The organism is Streptomyces sp. NPDC017520 (assembly GCF_044329855.1).
In the GTDB taxonomy this organism is placed as follows: domain Bacteria; phylum Actinomycetota; class Actinomycetes; order Streptomycetales; family Streptomycetaceae; genus Streptomyces.
In genome coordinates, this window is the sequence record NZ_JBIRKB010000001.1 from 607,836 (window position 1) to 633,926 (window position 26,091).

Here is a 26,091-nt window from a genome sequence, read left to right on the forward strand (position 1 = left end):
CGGGGGGCGGGGCCCCCCCCGGGGGGGGGGGCGCGGGGGCGGGGGGGGGGGGCGCGGGGGGGGGGGGGGGGGGCCGGCCCCCCCCCGCGGGGGGGCGCCACGGCGGTCACGCCCGCTCAGGCGGCGTCCTCGGCGGGCCGGGGCCAGGCGGCCTCCCGCAGGAGGCGGAGGCCGTTGAGGCCGACGATGACGGTGGAGCCCTCGTGCCCGGCGACGCCGAGCGGCAGGGGAAGGGTGCCGATCAGGTCCCAGGCGACCAGGGCGGCGATGAAGGTACCGGCGATGGCCAGGTTCTGGACGACCAGGCGGCGGGCGGCCCGGGAGAGGGCCACGACGGCGGGGACGGCGGCGAGTTCGTCGCGGACGACGACGGCGTCGGCGGTCTCCAGGGCCAGGTCGGATCCGGCCCCGCCCATCGCGATGCCGGTGTGCGCGGCGGCCAGCGCGGGCGCGTCGTTGACCCCGTCGCCGACGACCAGCACCCGCAGACCCTCGGCCTCCCACGCCCGCACGGCGGCGACCTTGTCCTGGGGGAGCAGCCCGGCACGGACGTCGCTGATCCCGACCTCGGCGGCCAGCCGGCGGGCGGCGCGTTCGTTGTCCCCGGTGAGCAACACCGGCGTGCGGCCGGTCAGTTCGGTGAGCGCGGCCACTGTGGCCCGCGCGTCCGGGCGCAGCCGGTCCGCGATCCCCAGCACGCCGACCGGGGCGCCGTCGCGGAGTACGAGGACCGCGGTGCGACCCCCGTCCTCCAGCGACCGGACCGCCTCGTCGAGGTCGGGGTCGGGGCCGGGTCCGGAGCCGGAGCCGGGGCCGTCGGCGGCGAGGCGGGCCGGGGACCCGACCCGGACGGTGCGGCCGTCGACGGTCGCGGTGACGCCGGCCCCGGGGAAGGAGGCGAAACCGGTCGCCTCCGCGAGGATGAGGCCCCTTTCGCGGGCGGCCCGGACCACGGCGCGGGCGAGAGGGTGCTCGCTCGGGTACTCGGCGGCCCCCGCCAGCGCCAGCAGCCGGTCCTCGTCCAGGCCCGACGAGGGCAGGGGGAGGACGTCGGTGACCCGGGGAGTGCCCTCGGTCAGGGTGCCGGTCTTGTCCAGCGCCACCGCGTCGACCTGGCCCAGCCGCTCCATCACGACCGCGGACTTCGCGAGCACGCCGTGGCGGCCCGCGTTGGCGATCGCGGACAGCAGCGGCGGCATGGTCGACAGGACCACCGCGCACGGCGAGGCGACGATCATGAACGTCATCGCGCGCAGCAGCGTCGACCGGAGATCGTCGCCGAGGACGAGCGGGACGCAGAAGACGGCCAGGGTGGCGATGACCATGCCGATCGAGTACCGCTGCTCGACCTTCTCGATGAACAACTGGGTCGGCGCCTTGGTCTCGGAGGCCTCCTCGACCATCCTCACGATCCGGGCGATCACCGAGTCCGCCGGATCCCGCTCGACGCGCACCCGCAGAGCACCGGTGCCGTTCACCGTGCCGGCGAACACCTCGTCCCCCGCCTGCTTGGCCACCGGCAGCGGCTCGCCGGTGATCGTGGCCTGATCGACGTCGCTCGCCCCGTCCAGGACCTGCCCGTCCGCGCCGACCCGCTCACCGGGGCGCACCAGGATGACGTCCCCCACCGCCAGCCGTTCGGCGTCCACCGTCTCCTCGACGCCGTCCGCACGGAGCCGGGTCGCCGTATCGGGGGCGAGATCGAGCAGGCCGCGCACGGAATCCGCGGTGCGGGCGGTCGCGACCGCCTCCAGGGCGCCGGAGGTGGCGAAGATGACGATCAGCAGAGCGCCGTCCAGGACCTGCCCGATCGCGGCGGCGCCGAGCGCGGCGACGACCATCAACAGGTCCACGTCCAGCGTCTTCTCCCGCAGGGCCTTGAGCCCCTCCCACCCCGGATCCCAGCCGCCGGTGACGTAACAGGCGGCGAACAACGGGCCCCACGCCCACGCCGGAGCACCCAGCAGATACACGGGGAGCGCCAGCAGGAACAGCACCAGGGAGGCCAGCGCCCACCTGGCTTCCGGCAGCGCCAGGAGTCGCGTACGCCGCCTCGGCGGCACCGCGCGCGGAGCCCCTGCGGCCGTCGGCTCGGACCGTTGATCCACGACAGAAGACATGACAAATCAACCCTTCACGGGTGGACGACGGGCAACACGCTCACCATACAGGAATATATGAACAGGTCTTCATGTGTCGCGCGTATGATGACGGTATGGGCCACGGAGCAGACGCCAGGAGCAGCGCCACCACGCGCGAACGCCTCGACGCGGTCGGCGCCGCCGACGTCGCCGCCACCCTCCAGGCCCTCGCCACACCCTCGCGGCTGCACATTCTCGCCCGCCTCCGGGAAGGCCCCTGCTCGGTGAGCGACCTCGCCGACGCCGTGGGGATGGAGGCCTCCGCCTGCTCCCACCAACTACGCCTGCTGCGCAACCTCGGCCTGGTCACCGGCGAACGTCATGGCCGTTCGATCATCTACGCCCTCTACGACAACCACGTCGCCGAACTCCTCGACCAGGCCCTCTACCACGTCGAACACCTGCGCCTGGGCATCCGCGACCTCCCGGCGGAGGCCTCCGAGCCCGCCGTGGCCGGCTGATCCCTGCGAGGGGCGGCCTCCCGCAGGCGGAAACCCGCTTCCGGCAGAGGCAAACCCGTCCGCCTTCCCGCAGGCGCAAACCCGTCCGGCTTCCCGCAGGCGGAAACCCTGCCGTCGCCGCCGGCTGACCCCGAGTCTGCCGCCGCCGTCGGCTGACCGTAAAGCGCTCCGATCCGCGCCCGGGGTGGGTCGGAGCGGGGTCTCGCGTCAGACCTGGACGAGGCCCCGCCGAGGCCGAGTACCTCGCGGTCGGAGTCGTTCCGCCGGGACGCTCAGACGGCTGCCGGCGTCTTCTCGGGCTCCGCGACCGCCCCGCCGTCGGTGAGAGCCGCGAGGTAGCGCTCGGCGTCCAGGGCCGCCGCGCAGCCGGAACCGGCAGCGGTGATCGCCTGGCGGTAGGTGTGGTCGACCACGTCTCCCGCGCCGAAGACGCCGGCGAGGTTCGTGCGGGTCGAGGGGGATTCGACCTTCAGGTATCCCTCGTCGTCCAGGTCCAGCTGACCGGCGAAGAGCTCCGTGCGCGGGTCGTGGCCGATCGCGACGAAGAGGCCGGTGGCGTCGAGGTCGCGCGTCCGGCCGCTGAACGTGTCGCGCAGGACGAGGCCGGACAGTGCGCCGCCCTCCTCCTTGATCTCCGCGATCTCACTGTCGAAAGCGAAGGAGATCTTGTCGTCGGCGAACGCGCGGCTCCGCATGACCTGGGAGGCTCGTAGCGCGCTCCGGCGGTGGACGACCGTCACGGATCGGGCGAACCGGGTGAGGAAGGTGGCCTCCTCCATCGCGGTGTCGCCACCGCCGACGACCACGATGTCGCGGTCCCGGAAGAAGAACCCGTCACAGGTCGCGCAGTACGAGACCCCGCGGCCCGACAGTTCGTCCTCGCGCTCCAGGTTCAGCTTGCGATGCTGCGATCCGGTGGTCACGATCACGGCGCGGGCCTTGTGGACCCCGCCGCTGCTGTCGGTGACCGTCTTGATGTCGCCAGTCAGATCGACGGCGACGATGTCGTCCGGGACCAGCTCGGCGCCGAACCGTGTCGCCTGGGCCCGCATGCGGTCCATGAGCTCCGGACCGACGATGCCCTCGGGGAAGCCGGGGAAGTTCTCGACCTCCGTGGTGTTCATGAGCGCGCCGCCCGCGGTCACCGAGCCTTCGAAGACCAGCGGCTGGAGGTCGGCACGCGCGGTGTAGAGGGCGGCGGTGTATCCGGCGGGGCCGGAGCCGATGACGATGACGTTCCGGACGTCCGTGTCGGCACTCACTTGGATGCCTCCGGCGCGATCTCCTCGATCAGGCCCTCGACCATGACCTTGATCTCGTCGCGGATCGGGCGCACCGCCGCCACGCCCTGGCCCGCCGGGTCTTCGAGCTTCCAGTCGAGGTAGCGCTTGCCGGGGAAGACGGGGCAGGTGTCGCCGCAGCCCATGGTGATGCAGACGTCCGACTCCTTGACCGCGTCGACCGTGAGGATCTTCGGCTGCTCGGCGGAGATGTCGATGCCGACCTCGGCCATCGCCTCGACGGCGGCCGGGTTCACCGCGTCGCCGGGGTTGGACCCGGCGGAGCGGACCTCGACGCGGTCCCCGGCGAGGTGGGCGAGCCAGGCGGCGGCCATCTGGGAGCGGCCGGCGTTGTGGACACAGACGAACAGAACAGAGGGCTTCTCGGACATCAGGAGGTCTCTCTCGTCACACGGTCGAATCAGGCACACATGACATCAGCACCCGGTGGCGTCAGTGGCCACTGATGTGAGAGTATCAGTCCATGATGACGTCAGTCGACACTGAACTGATCCGGGTGCTGGGCGATCCGCTCCGGCTCCGGATCGTGACCCTGCTCGCCCGCGAGACGCTGTGCACCACCCACCTGGTGGAGGAGACCGGTGCGAAGCAGACCAACCTCTCCAACCACTTGAAGGTCCTGCGCGAGGCCGGGGTCGTGGAGACGGAACCGTGCGGCCGCTTCACGTACTACAAGCTCCGCCCGGACGTCATCGCCCAGCTCGCCGGCCAGTTCGCCGACCTCGCCGAGTCCGCCCGTACCGCTGCCGAGAACAAGAGGGCCTGTCCGTGACCCCCACGCAAGCACCCGCGACGGCCGAGGAGGCCTCGGTCGTGCAGAAGCTGTCCACTCTGGACCGCTTCCTCGCCGTCTGGATCCTGCTGGCCATGGCCCTCGGCCTCGGCCTCGGCCGGCTGATCCCGGGCCTGAACGACGCACTGGCGAAGGTGGAGGTCGGCGGCATCTCGCTGCCCATCGCCGTGGGCCTGCTGATCATGATGTACCCGGTCCTCGCCAAGGTCCGCTACGACAAGCTCGACGCCGTCACCGGCGACCGCAAGCTGATGATCTCCTCGCTGGTCATCAACTGGATCCTCGGCCCGGCCGTCATGTTCGCGCTGGCCTGGATCTTCCTGCCGGATCTGCCCGAGTACCGCACCGGCCTGATCATCGTGGGCCTGGCCCGCTGCATCGCCATGGTCATCATCTGGAACGACCTCGCCTGCGGCGACCGCGAAGCCGCAGCCGTCCTGGTGGCCCTCAACTCCGTCTTCCAGGTCATCGCGTTCGGCCTGCTCGGCTGGCTCTACCTCGACCTGCTGCCCGGATGGCTCGGTCTGGGTGAAGGCGAGACGCTCGACATCTCCATGTGGAAGATCGCCCTCAACGTCGTCATCTTCCTCGGCGTGCCCCTCCTCGCCGGCTTCCTCACCCGCCGCCTGGGCGAGAAGAAGATGGGCCGCGAGTCCTACGAGGCGAAGTTCCTGCCGAAGATCGGCCCCTGGGCCCTCTACGGCCTGCTCTTCACGATCATCATCCTCTTCGCCCTCCAGGGGAAGACGATCACGTCGCAACCGCTGGACGTCGTCCGGATCGCGCTCCCGCTCCTCGTGTACTTCGCGATCATGTTCTTCGGCAGCTTCCTGATCGGCAAGGCCATCGGTCTGGCCTACGACCGCACCACGACGCTGGCCTTCACCGCCGCCGGGAACAACTTCGAGCTGGCCATCGCCGTGGCCATCGCCACCTTCGGCGTCACCTCGGGCCAGGCCCTCTCCGGAGTCGTCGGACCGCTCATCGAGGTCCCCGTCCTGATCGCCCTCGTCTACGTGGCCCTCGCCTGGCGCAAGAAGTTCGCCCCGTCCGCGATCACCACCAGCACCAAGCAGCACTGATGCACCACCTCGGCTTCCGCCTGCCGCATCCCGCCCTCCGCGCCCCGGCCCGCCTCACCGTCCGCCCGACGGCGGAAGCGGTGCCGCGCAGGGGCGGGGCGGGAGCCGAGGCGCCGGACTCCGCTACGGAGATGGCCTGGTGACACGCGCGGTGGATGTGGATGTGGATGTGGATGTGGTGGTGATCGGTGGCGGCCAAGCGGGCCTCGCCACCGGCTACTACCTGCGTCGCCAGAACCTCGACTTCGTCATCCTCGACGCCCAGCCCTCGCCGGGCGGCGCGTGGCAGCACACATGGGACTCGCTCCACCTGTTCTCGCCGGCCGCCTACTCATCTCTTCCGGGTTGGCTGATGCCTGCCCAGGACGGGGCGGAGTACCCGGACGCGCACCACGTCGTCCAGTACCTGACCGCGTACGAGGAGCGCTACGCCCTGCCAGTCCAGCGGCCGGTCCAGGTAGAGGCTGTCCGTCGTGACGGTGAGCGGCTGCGGGTGGAGACGGACGCGGGTGCCTGGTCCGCCCGTGCGGTCGTCTCGGCGACCGGGACCTGGTGGCGGCCCTTTCTCCCCGCCGTGCCCGGCCGGGAGACTTTCACCGGTCGTCAGCTGCACACCGTGCAGTACCGCAACCCTCCCGAGTTCGCGGGCCGACGGGTCATCGTGGTCGGCGGCGGCAACTCCGGAGCGCAGATCGCCGCCGACCTCGCGCCGCACACCGACCTGACCTGGGTCACCCAACGGCCCGCACGCTTCCTGGCCGACGACATCGACGGCCGCGCCCTCTTCGACGCCGCCACCGCCCGCCGCAGAGCGCTGGACACTGGGAACACCGACACGGGAGGCGTCGCCTCCCTCGGTGACATCGTCGCCGTCGCACCGGTCCGTGCCACCCGGGATGCCGGCCTCCTCAAAGCCCAGCCGATGTTCGCCCGCCTCACCGAGAACGGTGCGGAGTGGGCGGACGGAACCAGAGCGGAAGCCGCGGCAGTCATCTGGTGCACCGGCTTTCGCCCCGCCCTCTCCCATCTCGCCCCGCTGGGCCTGCGCGGCGAGCACGGCCGCATCCCCACCCACGGCACCCGGGCCGTCGCGGAACCACGCCTGCACCTCCTCGGCTACGGCGACTGGACGGGACCCGCCTCAGCCACCCTGATCGGCGTCGGCCGCCCCGCCCGGGACGCCGTCCGCGAGATCGCCGCCCTGCTGCGCTGACGCCTCCCCGGCCGGGCCCTGGGTGCGTCGAGGGCCGCGCTGTCCACCCAGCGCGCCAAGACGCCGAAGGCCGCGAGTTGTTCCATCGCCCAGGTGCTGTTCCCAGCAAGGGTGACGACTGCTGGGGGTGTGTCAGGCCGCAGCGGACAGCAGCTGGCCCATGGCCGCGAGGACGGAGGGCTCCACGCGGTAGTAGACCCACGTCCCGCGCCGCTCGGAGGTGAGCAGGCCCGCTTCCCGCAGCTTCTTGAGGTGGTGGGAGACGGTCGGCTGGGAGACGCCCACGTCGGAGATGTCGCAGACGCACGCCTCCCCGCCCTCGTGCGAAGCGACGGCGGAGAAAAGACGCAGCCGGACAGGGTCACCGAGCGCCTTGAACATCTTCGCCGTCCGCTCGGCCTCCTCCGCGCTCAAGGGCCGTTCGGTCAGCGGCGGGCAGCACGGCACGACGCCCGGCTCCAGCACGGGCAACGACCTGGTATTCGACATACGCCTATGTTTACACACATCGAATCAGCGAGTGACTGGCGAGCGTTACCCGGGCTGCCTCCGCGAGTTCGTAGCCGACCTGGACAGCCGTGTTGCCGCCTCCCACGACAACGACCCGCTTGCCCGTGTACGGCCGGGGGCCGCGGTAGTGCGCGGCATGCGCCACCTCACCGGCAAAGCCGTCCTGGCCAGGCAGGACCGGCCGCAGCGGATTCCCGAAGGCCCCCGTGGCCGCCACGATTCCGGCCGCGCCTATGCACCGGCCGTCACCGGTGGTCACCCTGAACCCGCCTCCGTCGCGCTCGACGCCGACGACGCGGGTGCGCGTGCGGACTTCCGCTCCCAAGCGGTCCGCATAGCGGCGCAGGTAATCGGCCACCTCGTCCCGATGGGGGTAGCGGTCTCCGTCCCCGCCGAACGGCAGACCGGGCAGGGCGCTGAACCGGGCAGGAGAGAACAGCGTGAGGCTGTCGTAGTACTGAGGCCACGAGCCCTCCGTGCGATCGGAGGCTTCCAGGACCACCGGTCGGAGGCCCTCCCGCATCAGAGCTTCGGCGGCGGTGAGACCGGACTGGCCACCACCGATCACCACGACGTCGAGTTGCTCCATCGCTCACTCGCACCCACTACAGGTTCGACGAATGTCTAAGTTGACGACTATCGATACAGGTGTCATTCTGGCTGTGCAAGCCATCGACAACTGTCGAAACAATCTGGGGAGTCACCGTGAACGCGCCCACCGCCGTCCTGCCCACCGTGGTGATCGGAGCCGGCCCCGCCGGCCTTGCTGCCGCCGCTCACCTCGCCGGACGCGGCATGGAAACCCTGGTCCTGGAGGCCGGCCCCGCAGCGGGCAGCGCGGTACGCGAGTGGGGGCACGTACGGCTGTTCTCGACGTGGTCCGAGCTCGTGGACCCGGCCGCCGAGAAGCTCCTGTCCCCGACCGGCTGGACCGCGCCCGACGGCGGCACCTACCCCTCCGGCGCGGACTGGGCGGAAAAGTACCTCCAGCCGCTCGCGGACGTCCTTGGTGACAAGGTCCGCTACGGCACCACCGTCACCGGCGTCTCCCGCCTCGGCCGCGACCGCATCGTCGACGCGGACCGTGAGCAGCAGCCCTTCACCGTCCGCGTGGAGACTGCGGACGGTACCGAGGAGCGCATCCTCGCCCGGGCCGTGATCGACGCCTCCGGCACCTGGTCCACCCCCAGCCCCATCGGCGCCGACGGACTCCCCGCCCTTGGCGAGCACGCCGCCTCGACCCGTATCTCCTACCGCATCCCCGACCTCAAGGACCCGGCCGTGCGGGCCCGGTATACCGGCAAGCGCACCGCCGTCATCGGCTCCGGCGCCTCCGCCTTCACCGCTCTCGCCGCGCTCGCCGACGTCGCGAAGGACGAGCCCGGCACGCACTCCGTCTGGATCCTGCGACGCGGAATCAGTGGCTCCACCTTCGGCGGAGGCACCGCGGACCAGCTCCCCGCGCGCGGCGCCCTGGGCCTGGCGGCCAAGGCCGCCGTCGACGCCGGACACGCCGATGCCGTCACCGGCTTCCGCACGGAAGCCATCGAACGAGGCGACGGCGACCGTCTGATCCTGGTGGGTGAGGACGGACGCCGCCTCGACCCGGTGGACGAGATCATCGTCCTGACCGGCCTGCGCCCCGATCTGTCCTTCCTGTCCGAGCTCCGCCTCGGCCTGGACGAGCGCCTTCAGGCACCCACCGAACTGGCCCCGCTCATCGACCCGAACCAGCACTCCTGCGGCACGGTCTACCCGCACGGCCACCGAGAGCTCTCCCACCCCGAGACCGGTGTCTACCTGGTGGGCATGAAGTCCTACGGTCGCGCCCCGACCTTCCTCGCCATGACCGGCTACGAGCAGGTCCGCTCCGTTGCCGCCGCCCTCGCCGGAGATCTCGAAGCCGCCGACCGTGTCGAGCTCACCCTCCCCGAGACCGGAGTCTGCGGCGGGGCCGGTCTGTTCGACGACCCGGCCGCGGCCCGGACCGATGCCGGAGGTTGCTGCGCCACGCCGGAACCGGCCCTCGTGCAGCTCGGCGTCGGCACGCCGGGCCCGACGGCGTCTGCCGATGAAGCGCCGGCGGGCGGCTGCTGCGGCTCGTGACCGACGTCGACACCCCTGAGCGCGGGGCCGCGACCGGAACAGGGGACCGGTCGCGGCCCCGCGCCGCGCTGCCCGCGCTGTGCGTCACACAGATCGCCAGCTGGGGCATCGTCTACTACGCGTTCCCCGTCCTGAACCCGCAGATCACCACCGCTACCGGCTGGCCCGCCGGGGCGACCACGGCGGCGTTCTCCGCAGCCCTGCTGGTTTCCGCCGTCGCCGGGATACGCGTCGGCCGGATCATCGACCGTCACGGCCCGCGCACTGTCATGACCATGGGCTCGGTCGTCGGTGTCCTGAGCATCCTCATCGTGGCCTCGGCGCCCAACCTGCCGGTCTTCATCGCCGGCTGGCTGCTTGCCGGACTCGCGATGGCGGGCACCTTCTATCAGCCGGCCTTTGCCGCCCTGACCCGGTGGTGGGCACCCGATCATGTCCGCGCGCTGACCATCGTCACCCTCGCGGGCGGCCTTGCCTCCACCGTCTTCGCCCCGCTCACTGCCGCACTCGCCGGCCACCTCTCCTGGCGCACCACCTACGCGGTCCTCGCGCTCGTCCTGGCCGGCGTGACCATTCCCGTCCACGCTTTCGCGCTCAAGGCGCCCTGGCCCCAGCCGCAGATCTCCACCGCGCCCGCCACCGCCGGCTGTACGGATCAGGTCGCCCGCACCCGGCCCTTCTGGATGCTCGCCGCTACCCTGACGCTGTCCGCGTTCACCGTCTCCGCCGCCGTCATCGCCCTCGTCCCCCTCATGGCAGAACGCGGCTACACCAGCACCCAAGCGGCCTGGGCCCTCGGACTCGGCGGTGCCGGACAGACTCTCGGCCGCACCCTTTACGCCACCCTCGCTCGCCACACCAGCCCCACCAGCCGCACCGTCACGCTCGTGGCGCTCGGCGCACTGACCACTGCGGCTCTTGCCCTCACCCCAGGCCCGTACGCGCTGCTCGTCGCTCTCTCTGTCGCAGCGGGCACGGTCCGTGGCAACCTCACCCTTCTCCAAGCCACCGCCGTCACCGATCGCTGGGGCACCACCCACTACGGCCGCCTCTCAGGACTCCTCGCCGCACCCACCACCACGGCCGCCGCCATCGCCCCGTTCGCCGGAGCCGTCCTCGCCGCACCGCTCGGAGGCTATCCCCAGCTCTTCATCGCGCTCGCAGCCGTCTCGACAGCCGCCTGCATCACCGCCCTCAAGAGTGCTCGGGCGGGCGGCCAGGTCGCTGCCTGCAGGGGGGCGCCGCGCAAGCAGGAAAGGGAAAGGCCCTGACAGCGCTGAAAGCCGGCGACGGGATGGCCCAGGCGCCGCCAGCGCCGGGAGATGGCAGCCGTGGTTCTCGGTGCGTTTCGCGAGCGTGTGACGTCTGGGGCGATGAGGAGCTGGCGCACCAGCTGCCCATGGAGGGCGTCCTCAGCCGTGACGCGTGCTTCTGGCACCCGTGCCACCGGTTCTGCGATGAGCGGCAGCGCGGTCGAGCCAGCGTCTGGTCGGCTGAGGAGGGCTACTGCCCGAGGCCTTCCGCGCAGCGCTCTGATGCGCACAAGAGGTGGGTCGAGTCGCGGCCTCGCGGTCAGACCTTGATGACGCGGATACGGGGGCCGCAGAGCATCAGGAGGGCGTCGGGGTCCGATGTCAGGACGGTCGCTGGGGCTGGCGAGGTGAGTGCGGTGGCGGCCACGATGGCGTCAAGCGCGTACTTGTGGCCGTGCAGTCCGGCCGCGGCCAGGAGCTTGCTCGCATGGCGGGCTATGGCTTCGGTGGGCGGGATGATGTTCACGCGGGAGACTGCGTAGTCGAAGCGGGCCTGGTTGACCCTGGGGTCGCGTGCTTCGACGAGGGTGACGGAGCTGGTGACGACGCGGAGGTCTTCGGCTTCGGCCGCGACCAGCCACTCGGTGATCTCGGGCGTGCGTCGCACCAGTTTGGACAGGCCTTCGCAGTCCAGGGCGAGCGTGCCGCTCACGCGGCGTCCGACGAGCCCGCGGCGTCGCCGCGGAGAATGGCGCGTTTGGCGTCGACCGCCGCCTGATCGACCGGGCCGTGTTCGGTTTCCGCGTCTTCGATGAGCTCGCGCAGCCGGTCCCGTTCCAGTTGGCGCTGGATGAGGGTCTCGACGTAGGCGGACATGCCTCGTTTGCCCGTACGTGCCTTGAGGGCAGCGATGGTGCCTTCGTGGAGGGAGACCGATACGGGCCGGACGGGTCCTTCGCCGGGCGCCTGGGAGGTAGCCATGGGGCCGAGTTTAACAAAACTCTTGTTATTGGATCAGGGTGATTCTCCGAGTGGGTGTGTCGGAGGGACATCCATCGATCGCTGCGCGGGTGTCGCGAACTTCCAGGTCAAGCGCCCATCGGCGAGGGATCCGTCAGGGACTTTGCGGGGACTTTCACGTCTGTCTCAGGGAGATTCCAGGGACTTTCCGCCGCGTAAGCGGGGAAGGCCCTGACAGCGCTGAAAGACGTAAACGCGCTGGTCAGGGCCCAGGGGCCTAACACTCGATGATGTTCACCGCGAGCCCGCCCCGCGCCGTCTCCTTGTACTTCACGCTCATGTCGGCCCCGGTCTCCTTCATGGTCTTGATGACCTTGTCGAGGGAGACCTTGTGGCTGCCGTCGCCCCGCAGCGCCATCCGTGCCGCGGTGACCGCCTTCACCGCCGCCATGCCGTTGCGCTCGATGCAGGGGATCTGGACGAGGCCGCCGACCGGGTCGCAGGTCAGGCCCAGGTTGTGCTCCATGCCGATCTCGGCGGCGTTCTCCACCTGCTCGGGGGAGGCGCCGAGGACCTCGGCCAGGGCTCCGGCCGCCATCGAGCAGGCGGAGCCGACCTCGCCCTGGCAGCCGACCTCGGCGCCGGAGATCGAGGCGTTCTCCTTGAACAGCATGCCGATCGCACCGGCCGCGAGGAGGAAGCGCACGACGCTGTCCTCCTTCTCGCTCTCGGTGCAGCCGCCGGCCGCGAAGTTCATGTAGTAGTGCAGAACGGCGGGGATGATGCCCGCCGCGCCGTTGGTCGGGGCGGTGACCACGCGGCCGCCCGCCGCGTTCTCCTCGTTGACCGCCATCGCGTACAGAGTGATCCACTCCATCGCGTGGGCCTGCGGGTCGCCCTCGGCGCGCAGCTGGCGGGCCGAGTTCGCGGCGCGGCGGCGGACCTTGAGGCCGCCGGGGAGGATGCCCTCGCGGGACATGCCGCGCGAGACGCAGGCCTGCATGACGCGCCAGATGTCCAGCAGCCCGGAGCGGATCTCCGCCTCGGTGCGCCAGGCCAGCTCGTTCTCCAGCATCATCTGGGAGATGGACAGGCCGGTCTCGCGGGACAGGCGCAGCAGTTCGTCGCCGGTGCGGAAGGGGTGCTTGAGGACCGTGTCGTCCGGGACGATCGGGTTCTCCCCGGCCACCGCGTCCTCGTCGACGACGAAGCCGCCGCCGACCGAGTAGTACGTCTTCTCCAGGACCGGGGCGCCCTCGGTGTCGTACGCGAGGATCGTCATGCCGTTGGCGTGGTACGGGAGTGCCTTGCGGCGGTGCAGGACCAGGTCCTCGTCGAAGTCGAACGGGATCTCGTGCATGCCCAGCAGGTTGATCCTGCCGCTGCCGCGGATCTCCTCGACCCGGCCGTCGGCGGACTCCACGTCCACGGTCTGGGGCGACTCGCCCTCCAGGCCGAGCAGGACCGCCTTGGGCGTGCCGTGCCCGTGGCCGGTCGCGCCGAGGGAACCGTACAGCTCGGCCCGTATCGAGGCGGTGTGTGCGAGCAGGCCCTCGTTCTTGAGACGGCGCGCGAACATCCGGGCGGCGCGCATCGGGCCCACCGTGTGGGAGCTGGACGGGCCGATGCCGACCGAGAAGAGGTCGAAGACCGAGATGGCCACGGGAGTACTCCTTGGGGTTGGTAGACGCCGTTGTCTGCCTGGGTGGTGCGGGAACGGGCCGGGTGGTGCGGAACGGGCCGGGGTGGGGCCCGCGGGTCAGCAGGTGAAACGGGCTAGCGGGTCGAGCGGGGCAAAGCGGGTCGAGCAGGTCGAGCAGGGCAAGCGGGGCAAAAGGTGGAGCGGGGGACACGGGTCGGGGCACCGCGCTCACTCTCCCAGTGTGCGCGGTGCCCCGTCCGAACGTGCGGAACCGCAGGCCAGGTGCTACTTGAGGCCGGGGTACAGCGGGAACTTCTCGGCCAGCGCGACCACGCGGGCCTTGAGGTCGTCCGCGTCGTAGGACGGCTTCAGGGCTGCGGCGATGATCTCCGCGACCTCCGTGAAGTCCTCGACGCCGAAGCCGCGGGTGGCCAGCGCCGGGGTGCCGATCCGCAGGCCGGAGGTGACCATCGGGGGGCGCGGGTCGTTCGGGATGGCGTTCCGGTTGACCGTGATGCCCAGCTCGTGGAGCCGGTCCTCGGCCTGCTGGCCGTCCAGCTCCGAGTTGCGCAGGTCGACCAGGACCAGGTGCACGTCGGTGCCGCCGGAGAGGACGGATACGCCCACCTCGGTGACGTCCGGCTGGATCAGGCGCTCGGCCAGGATGCGCGCGCCGTCCAGGGTGCGCTGCTGGCGCTCCTTGAACTCCTCGCCCGCCGCGATCTTGAACGAGACCGCCTTGGCCGCGATCACGTGCTCCAGCGGGCCGCCCTGCTGACCAGGGAAGACCGCGGAGTTGATCTTCTTGGCGAGCTCCTGGGTGGAGAGGATCACGCCCCCGCGCGGACCGCCGAGGGTCTTGTGCGTGGTGGTGGTCACGACATGGGCGTGCGGCACCGGGTTGGGGTGCAGACCTGCCGCGACCAGGCCCGCGAAGTGTGCCATGTCGACCATCAGGTACGCGCCGACCTCGTCCGCGATGCGACGGAAGGCGGCGAAGTCCAGCTGGCGCGGGTAGGCGGACCAGCCGGCCACGATCAGCTTCGGCTGGGACTCCTTGGCGAGGCGCTCGACCTCCTCCATGTCCACGATGCCGCTCTCGTCGACGTGGTACGGGACCACGTTGTAGAGCTTGCCGGAGAAGTTGATCTTCATGCCGTGGGTCAGGTGACCGCCGTGGGCCAGGTTCAGGCCCATGATCGTGTCGCCCGGCTTCAGCAGCGCGAACATCGCGGCGGCGTTCGCCTGGGCGCCGGAGTGCGGCTGCACGTTCGCGGCCTCGGCGCCGAACAGGGCCTTGATCCGGTCGATCGCGATCTGCTCGACGACGTCGACGTGCTCACAGCCGCCGTAGTAGCGGCGGCCAGGGTAGCCCTCGGCGTACTTGTTGGTGAGGACGGAGCCCTGTGCCTCCATGACGGCGACCGGAGCGAAGTTCTCCGAGGCGATCATTTCGAGGGTGGACTGCTGACGGTGGAGCTCGGCGTCGACAGCGGCGGCGACGTCCGGGTCCAGCTCGTGGAGGGAGGAGTTCAGAAGCGACATCAGGGGGTCCCTTAAGGTCTCAGTTGCCGGAGAACGCGGTGTACTCGTCGGCGGAGAGCAGGTCGGCCGGCTCCTCCGCGACGCGCACCTTGAACAGCCAGCCGCCCTCGAAGGGAGCGGAGTTCACCAGCGAGGGGTCGTCCACGACGTCCTGGTTGGCCGCCGTCACCTCACCGGTCACCGGCGAGTACAGATCGCTGACGGACTTGGTCGACTCCAGTTCGCCGCAGGTCTCGCCCGCGGTCACCGTGTCGCCGACCTCCGGGAGCTGGGCGTAGACGACGTCACCGAGCGCGTTGGCCGCGTACTCCGTGATGCCGATGGTGGCCACGCCGTCCTCGAGGGCCGACAGCCACTCGTGCTCCTTGCTGTACCGCAGCTGCTGGGGGTTGCTCATGACCTGAATTCTCCTGTACGCGGGGGAGTGCTGATGAACGGTGGTCTTACGGTGTGAGACGGAGGTACGTCACTTCTGTGACGTCTGCTCCGTGACGTCTGCTCCGTGCGTCTGCTCCGTGCGTCTGCTCTGTGACGTCCGCGCGCGTCGCTTCGGAACGCCTGCGCGCGGTCGGGAAGATCCGGTTACCGCCGGTCCTTCCGGAATATCACTTCTGGCGCTTGTAGAACGGCAGCGCGACGACCTCGTACGGCTCGTGTGTGCCGCGGATGTCCACGCCCACGCCCTGGGTGCCCGGGGCGGCGAAGGCCGCGTCCACGTAGGCCATGGCGATCGGCTTGCCCAGCGTCGGGGACGGGGCGCCGGAGGTGACCTCGCCGATCACCTTGCCGTCCGCGACGACCGGGAAACCGGCGCGCGGGACCCGGCGGCCCTCGGCGATCAGCCCGACCAGCTTGCGCGGCGGGGCGGTCTCGGCGCGCTCGGCGGCGGCGGTCAGGGCCTCGCGCCCGACGAAGTCGCCCTCCTTCTCGAACTTCACGACCCGGCCCAGGCCCGCGTCGAACGGGGTGAGCGCGGTCGTCAGCTCGTGCCCGTACAGCGGCATGCCCGCCTCCAGGCGCAGCGTGTCCCGGCAGGAGAGCCCGCAGGGGATCAGGCCGTGCGGGGATCCGGCCTCGGTCAGCGCCCGCCACAGCTGCTCGGCGTGGTCGGGCGCGACGAACAGCTCGAAGCCGTCCTCGCCGGTGTAGCCGGTACGGGCGATGAGCGCCGGGACCCCGGCGACCGTGCCCGGCAGGCCCGCGTAGTACTTCAGCCCGTCCAGGTCGGCGTCGGTGACGGCCTTCATGATGGCGGGCGACTCGGGTCCCTGGACCGCGAGCAGCGCGTACGCGTCCCGGTCGTCGCGCACCTCGGCGTCGAAGCCCCCGACCCGGGCGGTCAGCGCGTCGAGCACGACCTGCGCGTTGCCCGCGTTGGCGACCACCATGTATTCGGGGGCCTCCGTCTCGCCCAGGCGGTAGACGATCAGGTCGTCCACGATCCCGCCGTCCTCCTGGACGATCATCGTGTAGCGGGCCCGGCCGTTGCCGATGGTGGCGATGTTGCCCACCAGCGCGTAGCTCAGGAAGGCGGCGGCCCCGGGCCCGGTGACGGTGATCTCGCCCATGTGCGACAGGTCGAAGAGACCGGCCCGGGTGCGTACGGCGTTGTGCTCGTCGCGCTCACTGGCGTACCGCAGGGGCATGTCCCAGCCCGCGAAGTCGGTCATGGTGGCGCCGAGCGAGCGGTGCAGCGCGTCGAGGGCGGTGAGACGGGGGGCAGTGCTCATGGATACGGCTCCAGGGCATGACGACGTCAGGACGAATCCTCCCCATCTGTCATCGGAACCTGAGAGGTTCGCCGATAGCCCCCGACGGGGTATGCCCTTGGAGGGCGCCCCGGATCAGGGGGCTCGGCTTGCACCTTGGGTGGAGCCGCGGAACGGCTCGCTTTTCAGATCTGCCTCATCCACGCGGTACGGGGCCTGAGAGATTCAAGGGAGGATCTTGCTCCTTCGGCGCCCGGCTCACACTGTGGCCGGAACTCTCCCGCGCGGATTCGAACGGCCGGTATGCAGTTGGCGGGGTCATCATCGCACGCATGGGGGGAGAGTGGGGGGTCCGGCCCCCACGCAGGTGAAGACGGCGACGACAGGCCCTGTGCCGCTTGTGCCCCATTGCCTTTTCTTTACACTTCAGGGGCAGGCGTGGGGGACACGACGGCAGGGGGATGGGCGATGACGTTGCAGCGGTCGGCACCGACCGCGGGGGTCGCGCACGGCGCGATGCCCGCACAGCCCGGCGCTCCCGCGCGGGAGCTGCTGACGGAGGGCGCGCCGGTGGTACGCGACCTGCGCGGGCGCACCGCCTGCGGTCCGTACAGCCTCGATCTCACCGCCGGTGACGTCGTCGTGGTCTCGGGCCTTCCGGGCAGCGGGAAGTCGACCCTCATCCGGCGGGCCGCGCAGGGCCGCGCCATCGACTCCCAGAACACCCGCGACAGCTGGGCCGCCGCCCTGCCCCGCTTACTGCCCTACGCCCTCTACCGGCCCCTGGTCCGCGCCGCGCACTACCTCGGCCTCTGGAACGCCCTGCGCTCCGGTGAATCCGTCGTCGTGCACGACTGCGGCACCCAGACCTGGGTGCGCCGCTGGCTCGCCCGGCACGCCGTGAACCGGGGCCGCACCCTCCATCTGATCCTGCTCGACGTGACGCCCGAGGTGGCGCGGCAGGGGCAGCGCGAGCGGGGGCGCGGCGTCTCCGGCTACGCCTTCGCCCGTCACCGGCACGCGGTCGCCCGGCTGCTCCGCGACACCGAGCAGGGGCTGCTGCCCGCCGGCTGCACCTCCGCGGTGCTGCTGGACCGCACGGCGGCGGGAGCGCTCGACCGGATCTCCTTCACGGCCGCCGAGACCTCCACCCCCCGCTGACGGTTAAGGTGCTGGCCGGAGCAGAGGCCGCCGCGCGCGGCCGAGGCGGTGGAGAGAGGGCACAGAGGCAGTGGACATTCCGGCACCCGCACCGGCACACCCCCAGCAGGGGTGGCCCGCCAACGAGCTCGAAGAGGTGCTGACGGCCTCGCTCGGCGTCCCCGACGCGGGCGGCCGCCTCGTCGAGGTGCTCGGCCGCAGCTCCGTCTGGGTGCCGCTGCCGAACGGCGGCACCCCCGCCAGCGCGGACCTCGACCTGCCGATGATGGAGATCGACGGCGCGGCCTTCGTCCCCGTCTTCAGCTCCGAGGCCCAGTTCCTCAGCTGCGTCGGCGGCCACATGTCCTTCACCGTCGCGCCCGCCCGCGACTTCGCCCGGGGGCTGCCCCCGCAGGTCGGCATCGCCGTGAATCCGGGCGGGGCGGTCGGCATACCGCTTCCGCCGCCCGCCGTCGCCGAGCTCTGCCGGGCCGGCCGCACCGCCCTGGACGGGTCCGCCACCGGCGGCCGGGTCCGGCTGTTCGAGCCGGACTGGCAGCACGACCCGGTCGACTTCCTCACCGCGGTCTCCGAGGAGTTCGAGGCCTCCGCAGTGGTGAGCACCGCACGCCGGGCGCTGGCCAGCATCGAGGGCGGCGACCCGGTCCTCTTCGTCGGCGTCGAGTTCGCCACCTGGGACGGCGCGGGACAGAGCGCGCCCATGGACGCCATCGGCCGCGCGCTCGGCCGGGTCCAGGTGCCCTGGCCGGTCAACCTGGTCCTGCTGGATGTGGCGGAGGACCTCGTCGGCGACTGGATGCGGGAGAAGGTGCGCCCGTTCTACCGACGCGAGGGCCACTGATCTGCCGACGCGAGGGCCACTGACCCATGGGTACGACGCCCACGGGTACGACGCCCACGGGCGACCACGGTAGGCGGCCGGGGGACGGCGCCGCCGGACCGTGGCGTCAAGTCGGTGTCAGAAGTGGCGCATAAGCTGGTTTGATGGCGGGGTCGCTCCCGTGCGCCCGGGAGCGGTGGCGCGAACGCGACGGATCGACACGCGACGGATCGACGAGGGGCGGAACCCAGGGTGAGTGCGTCAGGCACTGCGGCGGCCGGGAAGGTCGAGCACATGCTGCGCCAGGTGACCCCCGGGCGTTACGACGCCTACGAGGCGCTGCTCGCCGCGGTCGCCGAGGGCCGGATCTGGATGCTGCTCTGGCACGGCACGGCCGGCTCACCGGACGCCCAGTACGGGAACATGGAGATCGACGGCCTGGGCTACGCCCCCTGCGTCACCTCCGCCCAGGAGCTCTCCGCCAGTGGGTGGAACCGGGCCCACGAGCTGGTCACCGGACGCGACATCGCCCGCGCCCTGTTCCCCGACCGCTGGGGCATCTGGCTCAATCCGCACGCCCCCGGCGGCGGCGTCGGCATCCCCTGGCTCGACCTGCGGCGCATCGCCACCGGCCTGGACCGGCTGCCCGCCGGACCGCTCCGGCTCTCCGATCCCGCCATCGAACTCCCCCAGTTCTACGCCCTGCTCACCCAGAACGCCCACCGCACCCCCGCGATCCGCTCCCTGCGCCGCGCCTGGGTGCACCCCGCTGTCGGCGTCCCGTATCTCGCGATCGGCCTCGACCTCTATGACACGGGCCGCGCCTCCGTCGAATCGGTGCGGGAGATGATGCGGCAGTCGGTCGGCGTGGTCCCCGAGGGGCTGCCCGTCTCCACCGTCGCCCTGTCCGACGAGTACGACCCGGTCGGCATGTGGCTGCGCGCGAACGCCCGTCCGTTCTACGACCGCGAGTCCCACGCACCCGCCGGCCCGCCGCCCCTCGCCGCCCCCGGATACGGCTACCCGCCCCAGCCCCGCTGACCGCTCCGGGCAGGACCCCGGCCTGTCGTCCGGAACATGCCGGGCTCGCGGGTCCTGGTCACCCTCCGTCGAACTCCCCTCGATGTCCGGCTTGTTAACTTCCCCCGGGAGGATGTCCCGGAACTGGACGGTTTGTTAACTGTCCGGGTCTCGACTAGGTCTCACCGCTATCCGGACTGTTCTCTTGCGGCGGGCACCGTCTGTAGTGTGCGGCCATCAAACCTCACCACATGGCGAACCAGGGGTGGACCCATGCGAATATTCAAGTCCCGGGCTGTCCGGGCGGTCACGACAGCGGTCGCTGTCGGTCTGATCGCCACGGGCTGTTCCAGCGAGCGGGACGCGGGCGGCTCCAAGGGGGGCGACAAGGACACCTTCGTCTTCGCCGGAGCCGGTGACCCCGGTTCCCTCGACCCGGCCCTCGCGAGCGACGGCGAGACGTTCCGCGTCACCCGTCAGGCCTTCGAGGCGCTCCTGGAGCACGAGCCCGGTGGCAGCAAGCTCGTCGGCGGCCTCGCCGAGAAGTGGTCGAGCGACCCGGCCGGCAAGGTCTGGACGTTCAACCTGCGCCAGGGCGTGAAGTTCCACGACGGCGAGGCGCTCAACGCCGCCGCGGTCTGCGCGAACTACGACCACTGGTTCAACTGGAAGGGCACGTACCAGTCCAGCGCGGTCTCCTACTACTGGCAGACCATCATGGGCGGGTTCGCGAAGAACGAGGACGCCGAGGCGCCCAAGCCCAACTACAAGTCCTGCACCGCCAAGGACGACAACACGGCCGTCATCGAGGTGAACGAGCCCTCGGCGAACCTGCCGGGCGGGTTCTCCCTCCAGGCGCTGGCGATCCACTCGCCGAAGGCCATCAAGGAGTACGAGAAGCAGGACGCGACCGCCAAGGGCGACGCGATCACGTACCCCAAGTACAGCCAGGAGGCCGGCACGGTCGCCGGCACCGGCCCGTACAAGATCACGAAGTGGAACAAGGGGAACAAGGAAGTCTCCCTCACGCGCTTCGACGGCTACTGGGGCGACAAGGCCAAGGTGAAGAACCTGGTCTTCCGCACCATCTCCACCGAGGAGACCCGCCGCCAGGCGCTCCAGGCGGGTGACATCGACGGCTACGACCTGGTCGCGCCGGCCGATGTGACGACGCTGGAGAAGGAGGGTTACGAGGTCCCGACCCGTGACGTCTTCAACATCTTCTACCTCGGCATGAGCCAGTCGGCGAACCCGGCGCTGAAGAAGCCCGAGGTCCGTCAGGCGATCACGCACGCCATCGACCGCGAGAACCTCGTCAACACCCAGCTGCCCGAGGGCGGCAAGGTCGCGACCCAGTTCATGCCCGACACGGTCGCCGGCTACTCGGACAAGGTGAAGACGTACCCGTTCGACACCGCCAAGGCGAAGGACCTCCTCAAGCAGGCCGGTGCGGAGAAGCTCACCATCGACTTCTGCTACCCGACCGAGGTCACCCGCCCGTACATGCCCGCCCCGCAGGACATGTTCGAGCTGATGAAGGCCGACCTGGAGAAGGCCGGCATCACCGTCAAGCCGAAGGCCATGAAGTGGGCCCCGGACTACCTGGACGCCACCGAGGCGGGCTCCTGCGCCCTGCACATGCTCGGCTGGACCGGTGACTTCAACGACGGCTACAACTTCATCGGCACCTGGTTCGCCGGGCCCGACAAGCAGTGGGGCTTCAAGGACCAGAAGGTCTTCGACGCCGTGAACGCCGCTTCCAAGGTCACCGACCCGGCCGCCCGCACCGCGGCGTACCAGAAGGCCAACGAGGCGATCGCTGAGTACGCCCCGGGCGTGCCGATCTCGTCGTCGCCGCCGGCCATCGCGTTCGCCAAGAACGTCAACCCGCCGAAGGTCTCCCCGCTGACGCAGGAGAACTTCGCCGAGGTCTCCTTCAAGTAATCGCACACCAGCGGGTCCGCCCGGCCACAGCAACCAGGTGGCCGGGCGGACCCGCATCGACGCACGTGAGAAAGGGGCATGCGGGGTGCTGCGACTCGTCGTCAGAAGACTTCTCCAGCTCATTCCCACCCTGCTCGGCCTGTCGGTCCTGCTGTTCCTCTGGCTGAACCGACTGCCCGGCGGACCCGCCACAGCGATCCTGGGCGAGCGGGCCACCGAAGCCGAAGTAGCGAGAATCAACAGGGCACTCGGGCTCGACGAGCCGGTCCACGTCCAGTACTGGCGGTTCCTCAAGCGCATCTTCGAGCTCGACCTCGGAACCTCCACCCAGACCGGCCAGCCGGTGTGGGACGAATTCACCCGCGCCTTCCCCGCCACGGTGGAGCTGAGCCTCGCGGCGATCCTGATCGCCGTCGTCGTCGGCATCCCGATGGGCTACCTGGCGGCCAAGCACCGCGGCGGCTGGCTGGACGTCGCCTCCGTCTCCGGATCGCTGCTCGGCATCTGCATCCCGGTCTTCTTCCTGGCCGTGCTGCTGCGCGGGATCTTCTCCGTACAGCTCCAGTGGTTCCCGAGCCAGGGCCGGCTCGGCTCCAAGATCAACGCCACCGACGTCACCGGATTCGCCGTCCTGGACGGCCTGCTGACCGGTGAGTTCGACGCGAGCTTGAACGCGATCTGGCACTTGACCCTGCCCGCCGTCGCACTGGCCTCGATCCCGCTCGCCGTCATCGTCCGGATGACCCGCGCCAGCGTCCTGGAAGTGCTCGGCGAGGACTACATCCGCACCGCCGAGTCCAAGGGCCTCGACAAGCGGACCGTGCGCGGGCGCCACGTCCTGCGCAACGCCCTGCTGCCCGTGATCACCGCGGTCGGCCTGCTGACCGGCAGCCTGCTCTCCGGTGCGGTGCTCACCGAGTCCGTCTTCGACTTCGGCGGGCTGGGATCCTTCATCCGTACCGCGATCGACGGCCGCGACTACCCGGTCCTCGTCGGGTTCATTCTCTTCATCGCGATGGTGTACGTGCTGATCAACCTGCTGGTCGACCTCGCGTACAGCATCATCGACCCGAGAGTGCGGGTGCACTGACGTGACGATCCTGACCAACAAAGCGGACAAGATCGACCGCCTCGCCGAGCTGACCCAGAGCTCGGAGACGGTCACCGGCAACAGCCTGTGGCTCGAGGCGTTCCGCCGGATGCGCTCCAGCAAGATGGCGATCATCGGCGCGGTCATCATCGGCGCGTTCATCGTCCTCGCCGTCGTCGGGCCGCTGGTGGCCCCGCACGGAGCCACTGCGCAGAACTGGCGCAGCGAGGTCTTCCCCAACCAGGGCAAGTTCATCGGCATGCGCGGCGAGAACTGGTTCGGCCTGGACCACCTGGGCCGCGACATGTTCTCCCGCTGGCTCGTCGGTGCCCGGCAGACGCTGCTCGTCGGTGTCGTCTCCATGCTCATCGGATTGATCGTCGGCGCGCTGGTCGGTGTGGGCTCCGGAGCCGCCGCCACCCTCGGCGGCAAGGTCGGCCAGCGCGTCGACACCGTGATCATGCGTTTCACCGACATCATGCTGTCGCTGCCCTCGCTGCTGCTCGCGGTCTCCATCGCCGCGGTCCTCGGCCAGTCGCTGACCACCGTGATGATCGCCGTGGGTGTCGTCCAGATCCCCATCTTCGCCCGCCTGCTGCGCGGTTCGATGCTGGTCCAGGGCGGTGCGGACTACGTGCTCGCCGCGAAGGCGGTCGGCATCCGGCGCAAGCGGATCGTGCTCACGCAGATCCTGCCGAACTCGCTGAGCCCGGTGATCGTCCAGGCCACGCTGAGCCTGGCCACCGCGATCATCGAGGCCGCGGCCCTCTCCTACCTGGGCCTCGGCAACCCCGACCCGGCCGTTCCCGAGTGGGGCGTGATGCTCTCCCAGGCGCAGCGCTTCTTCGACAACGAGCCGATGATGGCCGCCTACCCGGCCGTCGGGATCATCATCACCGCCCTCGGCTTCACCCTGCTCGGCGAGGCCATGCGCGAAGCCCTCGACCCGAAGTTGCGAGGCTGAAGTCCCATGTCACTGCTCTCCGTTGAGGAACTCAGCGTCACCTTCACCGCCCGTGGCCGCAAGGACGCCACGGCCGTGGACGGTGTCTCCTTCGAGGTCGACCAGGGCCAGGTCGTGGGCCTGGTCGGCGAGTCGGGCTGCGGCAAGTCCGTCACCTCGCTCGCCCTGATGGGGCTGCTGCCCCGCAAGGGCGTGCGTGTCGGCGGCCGTGCCGAGTTCGACGGCCAGAACCTGCTGACCATGAACGAGCGCAAGCTCCGCGACCTGCGCGGCAGCCAGCTCGCGATGATCTTCCAGGACCCGCTCTCCTCGCTGAACCCGGTCGTCCCCATCGGGATCCAGGTCACCGAGATGCTCCAGCGCCACCGCGGGCTGAAGGGCGAGAAGGCCCGCAAGGAAGCCGCGTCGCTGCTCGACCGGGTCGGCATCCCCGACCCGGACCGGCGGCTCAAGGAGTACCCGCACCAGCTCTCCGGCGGTATGCGCCAGCGGGCGCTGATCGCCATGGCGGTGGCCTGCGCGCCCCGTCTGCTGATCGCCGACGAGCCGACGACGGCACTCGATGTGACCATCCAGGCGCAGATCCTGGAGCTCCTGAAGGAGCTGGTCGACCAGGAGGGCACCGCCCTGCTGATGATCACGCACGACCTCGGCGTCGTCGCCGGCCTCTGCGACGAGGTCAACGTCCTGTACGCGGGGCGGGCGGTGGAATCGGCGGGCCGTCGCGAGCTGTTCGCCCACCCCACCCACCCGTACGCGCACGGGCTGCTCGGCTCCATCCCGCGGCTGGACGCGCCGCGCGGTGAGCCGTTGCACCCGATCCGCGGGTCCATCAACGACAAGATCGCCTGGGCCGACGGCTGCGCGTTCGCACCCCGGTGCGACCACTACACGATGGAGTGCCTCACCGGCACTCCCGAACTGACCGAACCACGCACGGCCGGACACCAGGTGCGCTGCGTCAACCCGGTCCTGCCCAAGGCGGAGGTCCCGGCATGAGCCTTCTCGAACTGGACGGCGTCAAAGTCCACTTCCCGGTCAAGAAGGGCCTCCTCTTCGACCGTACGGTGGGCCACGTCTACGCCGTCGACGGCGTCTCGCTGAGCGTCGAGGCCGGACAGACGTACGGGCTGGTCGGCGAGTCGGGCTGCGGCAAGACGACGCTCGGCCGCGCGGTCCTGCGGCTGAACGACATCACCGAGGGCGCCGTCGTCTTCGACGGCACCGACCTGGCGAAGCTGCCCTCCGAGGAGATGCGGGTCTTCCGCCGCCGCCTCCAGATGGTCTTCCAGGACCCGCTGGGCAGCCTCAACCCCCGGCAGAACATCGAGTCCATCCTCGCCGAGGGCATGGCCGCCCACGGCATAGGGAAGGACGCGGCGGAGCGCCGGAAGAAGATCGAGTCCATCCTCGCCAAGGTCGGCCTGCCGTCCAACGCGATGTCCCGCTACCCGCACGAGTTCTCCGGCGGCCAGCGCCAGCGCATCGGCATCGCCCGCGCGCTGGTGCTGGAGCCGGACGTGATCATCTGCGACGAGCCGGTCTCCGCGCTCGACGTCTCGGTCCAGGCGCAGGTGATCAACCTGCTGGAGGAGCTCCAGGAGTCCCTCGGCCTGACCTACCTGGTCATCGCGCACGACCTCGCCGTGGTCCGGCACATCTCGGACGTCATCGGGGTGATGTACCTCGGCGGGCTCGTCGAGGAGGCCCCGAGCGACGCGCTGTACGCGGGGCCCCGGCACCCGTACACCAAGGCGCTGATGTCGGCGGTCCCGGTGCCCGACCCCGAGGTCGAGGACCGCCGCGAGCGCATCCTCCTCCACGGCGACCTGCCCTCCCCGGCGAACCCGCCGACCGGCTGCCGGTTCCACACCCGCTGCCCGTGGGTGCAGGAGACCAAGTGCGCCACGGAGCGCCCGCCGCTGCTGGACACCGGGGACGGGCACAAGGTGGCCTGCCACTTCACGGCCGAGATCGAGGCCGGGACGGTGAAGCAGACCCTGGCCACCGGCATCGAGGCGGTCACCGGCACGGAAGAGGTGGCGGCCGAAGCGGTGGAGACCGCGGAGAACGAGGCCGAGGTCCCCGCGAAGGAGCCCGCGACCGTACCGGCCCAGGCCGACGCGGCCGCCGCGGAGAAGGCGGCAGAGGCCACGGAGAAGGCGTCGGGCGTCCAGGAGAAGGCGACGGGCGCCACGGGGAAGACCGCGGACGCCACGGAGAAGGCCCCGAAGCCCGCGGACGCCACGGGGAAGGCCCCGAAGCCCGCGGACGCCACGGGGAAGGCCCCGGACGCCGCAGGGAAGCCCGCGGACGCCACGGAACGGACGGAGGGCAGCCCGAAGGCTTAGGGAGCGCCCGACACCGGCACAATTG

At 70.7% G+C, this 26,091-nt stretch carries 26 protein-coding genes and 1 riboswitch; of the genes, 15 read left to right on the forward strand and 11 right to left on the reverse strand.

Annotation, left to right across the window (positions count from 1 at the left end):
- Positions 1 to 116 precede the first annotated feature (116 nt).
- Positions 117 to 2,120 carry a heavy metal translocating P-type ATPase gene (locus ACH4KB_RS02690; RefSeq protein ID WP_398062868.1) on the reverse strand — a complete coding sequence of 668 codons (2,004 nt, stop codon included), beginning with the start codon at positions 2,118 to 2,120 and terminating at the stop codon, positions 117 to 119.
- 95 nt (positions 2,121 to 2,215) lie between these two features.
- Here ACH4KB_RS02690 and ACH4KB_RS02695 point away from each other — a divergent pair, with 95 nt between their 5' ends.
- Complete coding sequence (locus ACH4KB_RS02695) at positions 2,216 to 2,602, forward strand: ArsR/SmtB family transcription factor (protein WP_398062870.1); 387 nt, start codon at positions 2,216 to 2,218, stop codon at positions 2,600 to 2,602.
- Positions 2,603 to 2,874: 272 nt separating this feature from the next.
- Here the strand turns inward: ACH4KB_RS02695 and trxB are convergent, their stop codons facing one another.
- Together trxB and ACH4KB_RS02705 are read right to left on the reverse strand one after the other, a co-directional pair.
- Positions 2,875 to 3,864 carry a thioredoxin-disulfide reductase gene (gene trxB, locus ACH4KB_RS02700; RefSeq protein ID WP_398062872.1) on the reverse strand — a complete coding sequence of 330 codons (990 nt, stop codon included), beginning with the start codon at positions 3,862 to 3,864 and terminating at the stop codon, positions 2,875 to 2,877.
- Positions 3,861 to 4,274, reverse strand: a complete 414-nt coding sequence (locus ACH4KB_RS02705) for an arsenate reductase ArsC (protein ID WP_398062874.1) — start codon at positions 4,272 to 4,274, stop codon at positions 3,861 to 3,863. Before ACH4KB_RS02705 ends, trxB begins: the two co-directional genes overlap by 4 nt.
- A 92-nt stretch (positions 4,275 to 4,366) precedes the next feature.
- Between ACH4KB_RS02705 and ACH4KB_RS02710 the strand changes: the two genes are divergently transcribed.
- From ACH4KB_RS02710 to ACH4KB_RS02725, 4 genes are read left to right on the forward strand one after another with little or no spacing between them, the layout of a single operon-like run.
- Complete coding sequence (locus ACH4KB_RS02710) at positions 4,367 to 4,675, forward strand: ArsR/SmtB family transcription factor (RefSeq protein ID WP_398062876.1); 309 nt, start codon at positions 4,367 to 4,369, stop codon at positions 4,673 to 4,675.
- Entirely contained in the window at positions 4,672 to 5,778 is a 1,107-nt protein-coding gene (gene arsB, locus ACH4KB_RS02715; protein WP_398062878.1) for an ACR3 family arsenite efflux transporter, read from the forward strand. Before ACH4KB_RS02710 ends, arsB begins: the two co-directional genes overlap by 4 nt.
- Entirely contained in the window at positions 5,778 to 5,921 is a 144-nt protein-coding gene (locus tag ACH4KB_RS02720) for a hypothetical protein (RefSeq protein WP_398062880.1), read from the forward strand. Before arsB ends, ACH4KB_RS02720 begins: the two co-directional genes overlap by 1 nt.
- The gene (locus ACH4KB_RS02725; protein WP_398062882.1) at positions 5,918 to 6,991 is read left to right on the forward strand and encodes an ArsO family NAD(P)H-dependent flavin-containing monooxygenase; all 1,074 of its coding nucleotides are present in this window, start codon (positions 5,918 to 5,920) and stop codon (positions 6,989 to 6,991) included. The genes ACH4KB_RS02720 and ACH4KB_RS02725 overlap by 4 nt, the downstream gene beginning before the upstream one ends.
- A 132-nt stretch (positions 6,992 to 7,123) precedes the next feature.
- Here ACH4KB_RS02725 and ACH4KB_RS02730 read toward each other — a convergent pair whose 3' ends face one another.
- Together ACH4KB_RS02730 and ACH4KB_RS02735 are read right to left on the reverse strand one after the other, a co-directional pair.
- Entirely contained in the window at positions 7,124 to 7,480 is a 357-nt protein-coding gene (locus ACH4KB_RS02730) for an ArsR/SmtB family transcription factor (RefSeq protein WP_398062884.1), read from the reverse strand.
- Positions 7,481 to 7,490: 10 nt separating this feature from the next.
- Positions 7,491 to 8,090, reverse strand: coding sequence for a flavin-containing monooxygenase (locus tag ACH4KB_RS02735; RefSeq protein WP_398062886.1), 600 nt, complete (start codon positions 8,088 to 8,090; stop codon positions 7,491 to 7,493).
- A gap of 116 nt (positions 8,091 to 8,206) precedes the next feature.
- On the opposite strand from ACH4KB_RS02735, the gene ACH4KB_RS02740 reads away from it, so the two are divergent.
- Together ACH4KB_RS02740 and ACH4KB_RS02745 are read left to right on the forward strand one after the other, a co-directional pair.
- The gene (locus ACH4KB_RS02740; RefSeq protein ID WP_398062888.1) at positions 8,207 to 9,607 is read left to right on the forward strand and encodes an FAD-dependent oxidoreductase; all 1,401 of its coding nucleotides are present in this window, start codon (positions 8,207 to 8,209) and stop codon (positions 9,605 to 9,607) included.
- The gene (locus ACH4KB_RS02745; RefSeq protein WP_398062890.1) at positions 9,604 to 10,878 is read left to right on the forward strand and encodes an MFS transporter; all 1,275 of its coding nucleotides are present in this window, start codon (positions 9,604 to 9,606) and stop codon (positions 10,876 to 10,878) included. The genes ACH4KB_RS02740 and ACH4KB_RS02745 overlap by 4 nt, the downstream gene beginning before the upstream one ends.
- A 301-nt stretch (positions 10,879 to 11,179) precedes the next feature.
- On the opposite strand, the gene ACH4KB_RS02750 is transcribed toward ACH4KB_RS02745, so the two are convergent.
- The 6 genes from ACH4KB_RS02750 to gcvT form a co-directional block, all read right to left on the reverse strand.
- The gene (locus ACH4KB_RS02750) at positions 11,180 to 11,572 is read right to left on the reverse strand and encodes a type II toxin-antitoxin system VapC family toxin (protein ID WP_398062892.1); all 393 of its coding nucleotides are present in this window, start codon (positions 11,570 to 11,572) and stop codon (positions 11,180 to 11,182) included.
- Positions 11,569 to 11,841: a hypothetical protein gene (locus tag ACH4KB_RS02755; protein WP_398062894.1), complete on the reverse strand. Its 273-nt coding sequence runs from the start codon at positions 11,839 to 11,841 to the stop codon at positions 11,569 to 11,571. The genes ACH4KB_RS02750 and ACH4KB_RS02755 overlap by 4 nt, the downstream gene beginning before the upstream one ends.
- Positions 11,842 to 12,097: 256 nt before the next feature.
- Positions 12,098 to 13,483, reverse strand: coding sequence for an L-serine ammonia-lyase (locus ACH4KB_RS02760; protein ID WP_398062896.1), 1,386 nt, complete (start codon positions 13,481 to 13,483; stop codon positions 12,098 to 12,100).
- A gap of 264 nt (positions 13,484 to 13,747) precedes the next feature.
- Positions 13,748 to 15,007, reverse strand: coding sequence for a serine hydroxymethyltransferase (gene glyA, locus ACH4KB_RS02765; RefSeq protein WP_382150779.1), 1,260 nt, complete (start codon positions 15,005 to 15,007; stop codon positions 13,748 to 13,750).
- A gap of 19 nt (positions 15,008 to 15,026) precedes the next feature.
- On the reverse strand, positions 15,027 to 15,404 hold the full coding sequence (gene gcvH, locus ACH4KB_RS02770; protein ID WP_010060008.1) for a glycine cleavage system protein GcvH: 378 nt from the start codon (positions 15,402 to 15,404) through the stop codon (positions 15,027 to 15,029).
- Positions 15,405 to 15,612: 208 nt separating this feature from the next.
- On the reverse strand, positions 15,613 to 16,737 hold the full coding sequence (gene gcvT, locus ACH4KB_RS02775) for a glycine cleavage system aminomethyltransferase GcvT (protein ID WP_398062899.1): 1,125 nt from the start codon (positions 16,735 to 16,737) through the stop codon (positions 15,613 to 15,615).
- A gap of 174 nt (positions 16,738 to 16,911) precedes the next feature.
- A riboswitch (glycine riboswitch) is annotated at positions 16,912 to 17,009 on the reverse strand.
- A 175-nt stretch (positions 17,010 to 17,184) separates the two neighbouring features.
- On the opposite strand from gcvT, the gene ACH4KB_RS02780 reads away from it, so the two are divergent.
- The 8 genes from ACH4KB_RS02780 (at position 17,185) to ACH4KB_RS02815 (ending at position 26,066) form a co-directional block, all read left to right on the forward strand.
- Positions 17,185 to 17,877 (forward strand): AAA family ATPase, encoded by a 693-nt coding sequence (locus tag ACH4KB_RS02780; RefSeq protein WP_398062901.1) that lies wholly within the window; start codon positions 17,185 to 17,187, stop codon positions 17,875 to 17,877.
- A gap of 70 nt (positions 17,878 to 17,947) precedes the next feature.
- Positions 17,948 to 18,718: an enhanced serine sensitivity protein SseB gene (locus ACH4KB_RS02785; RefSeq protein ID WP_398062903.1), complete on the forward strand. Its 771-nt coding sequence runs from the start codon at positions 17,948 to 17,950 to the stop codon at positions 18,716 to 18,718.
- 273 nt (positions 18,719 to 18,991) lie between these two features.
- Entirely contained in the window at positions 18,992 to 19,738 is a 747-nt protein-coding gene (locus tag ACH4KB_RS02790; protein WP_398063340.1) for an enhanced serine sensitivity protein SseB C-terminal domain-containing protein, read from the forward strand.
- Positions 19,739 to 19,990: 252 nt separating this feature from the next.
- Positions 19,991 to 21,661: an ABC transporter substrate-binding protein gene (locus ACH4KB_RS02795; protein ID WP_398062905.1), complete on the forward strand. Its 1,671-nt coding sequence runs from the start codon at positions 19,991 to 19,993 to the stop codon at positions 21,659 to 21,661.
- Between the two features lie 85 nt (positions 21,662 to 21,746).
- Positions 21,747 to 22,751, forward strand: a complete 1,005-nt coding sequence (locus ACH4KB_RS02800) for an ABC transporter permease (RefSeq protein ID WP_398062907.1) — start codon at positions 21,747 to 21,749, stop codon at positions 22,749 to 22,751.
- A gap of 1 nt (position 22,752) precedes the next feature.
- On the forward strand, positions 22,753 to 23,715 hold the full coding sequence (locus ACH4KB_RS02805) for an ABC transporter permease (protein ID WP_398062909.1): 963 nt from the start codon (positions 22,753 to 22,755) through the stop codon (positions 23,713 to 23,715).
- A gap of 6 nt (positions 23,716 to 23,721) precedes the next feature.
- Positions 23,722 to 24,714: an ABC transporter ATP-binding protein gene (locus tag ACH4KB_RS02810; protein ID WP_398062911.1), complete on the forward strand. Its 993-nt coding sequence runs from the start codon at positions 23,722 to 23,724 to the stop codon at positions 24,712 to 24,714.
- On the forward strand, positions 24,711 to 26,066 hold the full coding sequence (locus ACH4KB_RS02815) for an ABC transporter ATP-binding protein (RefSeq protein ID WP_398062913.1): 1,356 nt from the start codon (positions 24,711 to 24,713) through the stop codon (positions 26,064 to 26,066). Before ACH4KB_RS02810 ends, ACH4KB_RS02815 begins: the two co-directional genes overlap by 4 nt.
- The last annotated feature ends 25 nt before the right edge of the window (positions 26,067 to 26,091 follow it).

Bases quoted from the DNA above. Each gene is read 5' to 3' on its own strand.
- ACH4KB_RS02690 (WP_398062868.1), bottom strand. From the start codon at position 2,120: ATGTCTTCTGTCGTGGATCAACGGTCCGAGCCGACGGCCGCAGGGGCT.
- ACH4KB_RS02695 (WP_398062870.1), top strand. From the start codon at position 2,216: ATGGGCCACGGAGCAGACGCCAGGAGCAGCGCCACCACGCGCGAACGC.
- ACH4KB_RS02705 (WP_398062874.1), bottom strand. From the start codon at position 4,274: ATGTCCGAGAAGCCCTCTGTTCTGTTCGTCTGTGTCCACAACGCCGGC.
- ACH4KB_RS02710 (WP_398062876.1), top strand. From the start codon at position 4,367: ATGATGACGTCAGTCGACACTGAACTGATCCGGGTGCTGGGCGATCCG.
- ACH4KB_RS02720 (WP_398062880.1), top strand. From the start codon at position 5,778: ATGCACCACCTCGGCTTCCGCCTGCCGCATCCCGCCCTCCGCGCCCCG.
- ACH4KB_RS02730 (WP_398062884.1), bottom strand. From the start codon at position 7,480: ATGTCGAATACCAGGTCGTTGCCCGTGCTGGAGCCGGGCGTCGTGCCG.
- ACH4KB_RS02735 (WP_398062886.1), bottom strand. From the start codon at position 8,090: ATGGAGCAACTCGACGTCGTGGTGATCGGTGGTGGCCAGTCCGGTCTC.
- ACH4KB_RS02755 (WP_398062894.1), bottom strand. From the start codon at position 11,841: ATGGCTACCTCCCAGGCGCCCGGCGAAGGACCCGTCCGGCCCGTATCG.
- glyA (WP_382150779.1), bottom strand. From the start codon at position 15,007: ATGTCGCTTCTGAACTCCTCCCTCCACGAGCTGGACCCGGACGTCGCC.
- gcvH (WP_010060008.1), bottom strand. From the start codon at position 15,404: ATGAGCAACCCCCAGCAGCTGCGGTACAGCAAGGAGCACGAGTGGCTG.
- gcvT (WP_398062899.1), bottom strand. From the start codon at position 16,737: ATGAGCACTGCCCCCCGTCTCACCGCCCTCGACGCGCTGCACCGCTCG.
- ACH4KB_RS02780 (WP_398062901.1), top strand. From the start codon at position 17,185: ATGACGTTGCAGCGGTCGGCACCGACCGCGGGGGTCGCGCACGGCGCG.
- ACH4KB_RS02790 (WP_398063340.1), top strand. From the start codon at position 18,992: ATGCTGCGCCAGGTGACCCCCGGGCGTTACGACGCCTACGAGGCGCTG.
- ACH4KB_RS02795 (WP_398062905.1), top strand. From the start codon at position 19,991: ATGCGAATATTCAAGTCCCGGGCTGTCCGGGCGGTCACGACAGCGGTC.
- ACH4KB_RS02810 (WP_398062911.1), top strand. From the start codon at position 23,722: ATGTCACTGCTCTCCGTTGAGGAACTCAGCGTCACCTTCACCGCCCGT.
- ACH4KB_RS02815 (WP_398062913.1), top strand. From the start codon at position 24,711: ATGAGCCTTCTCGAACTGGACGGCGTCAAAGTCCACTTCCCGGTCAAG.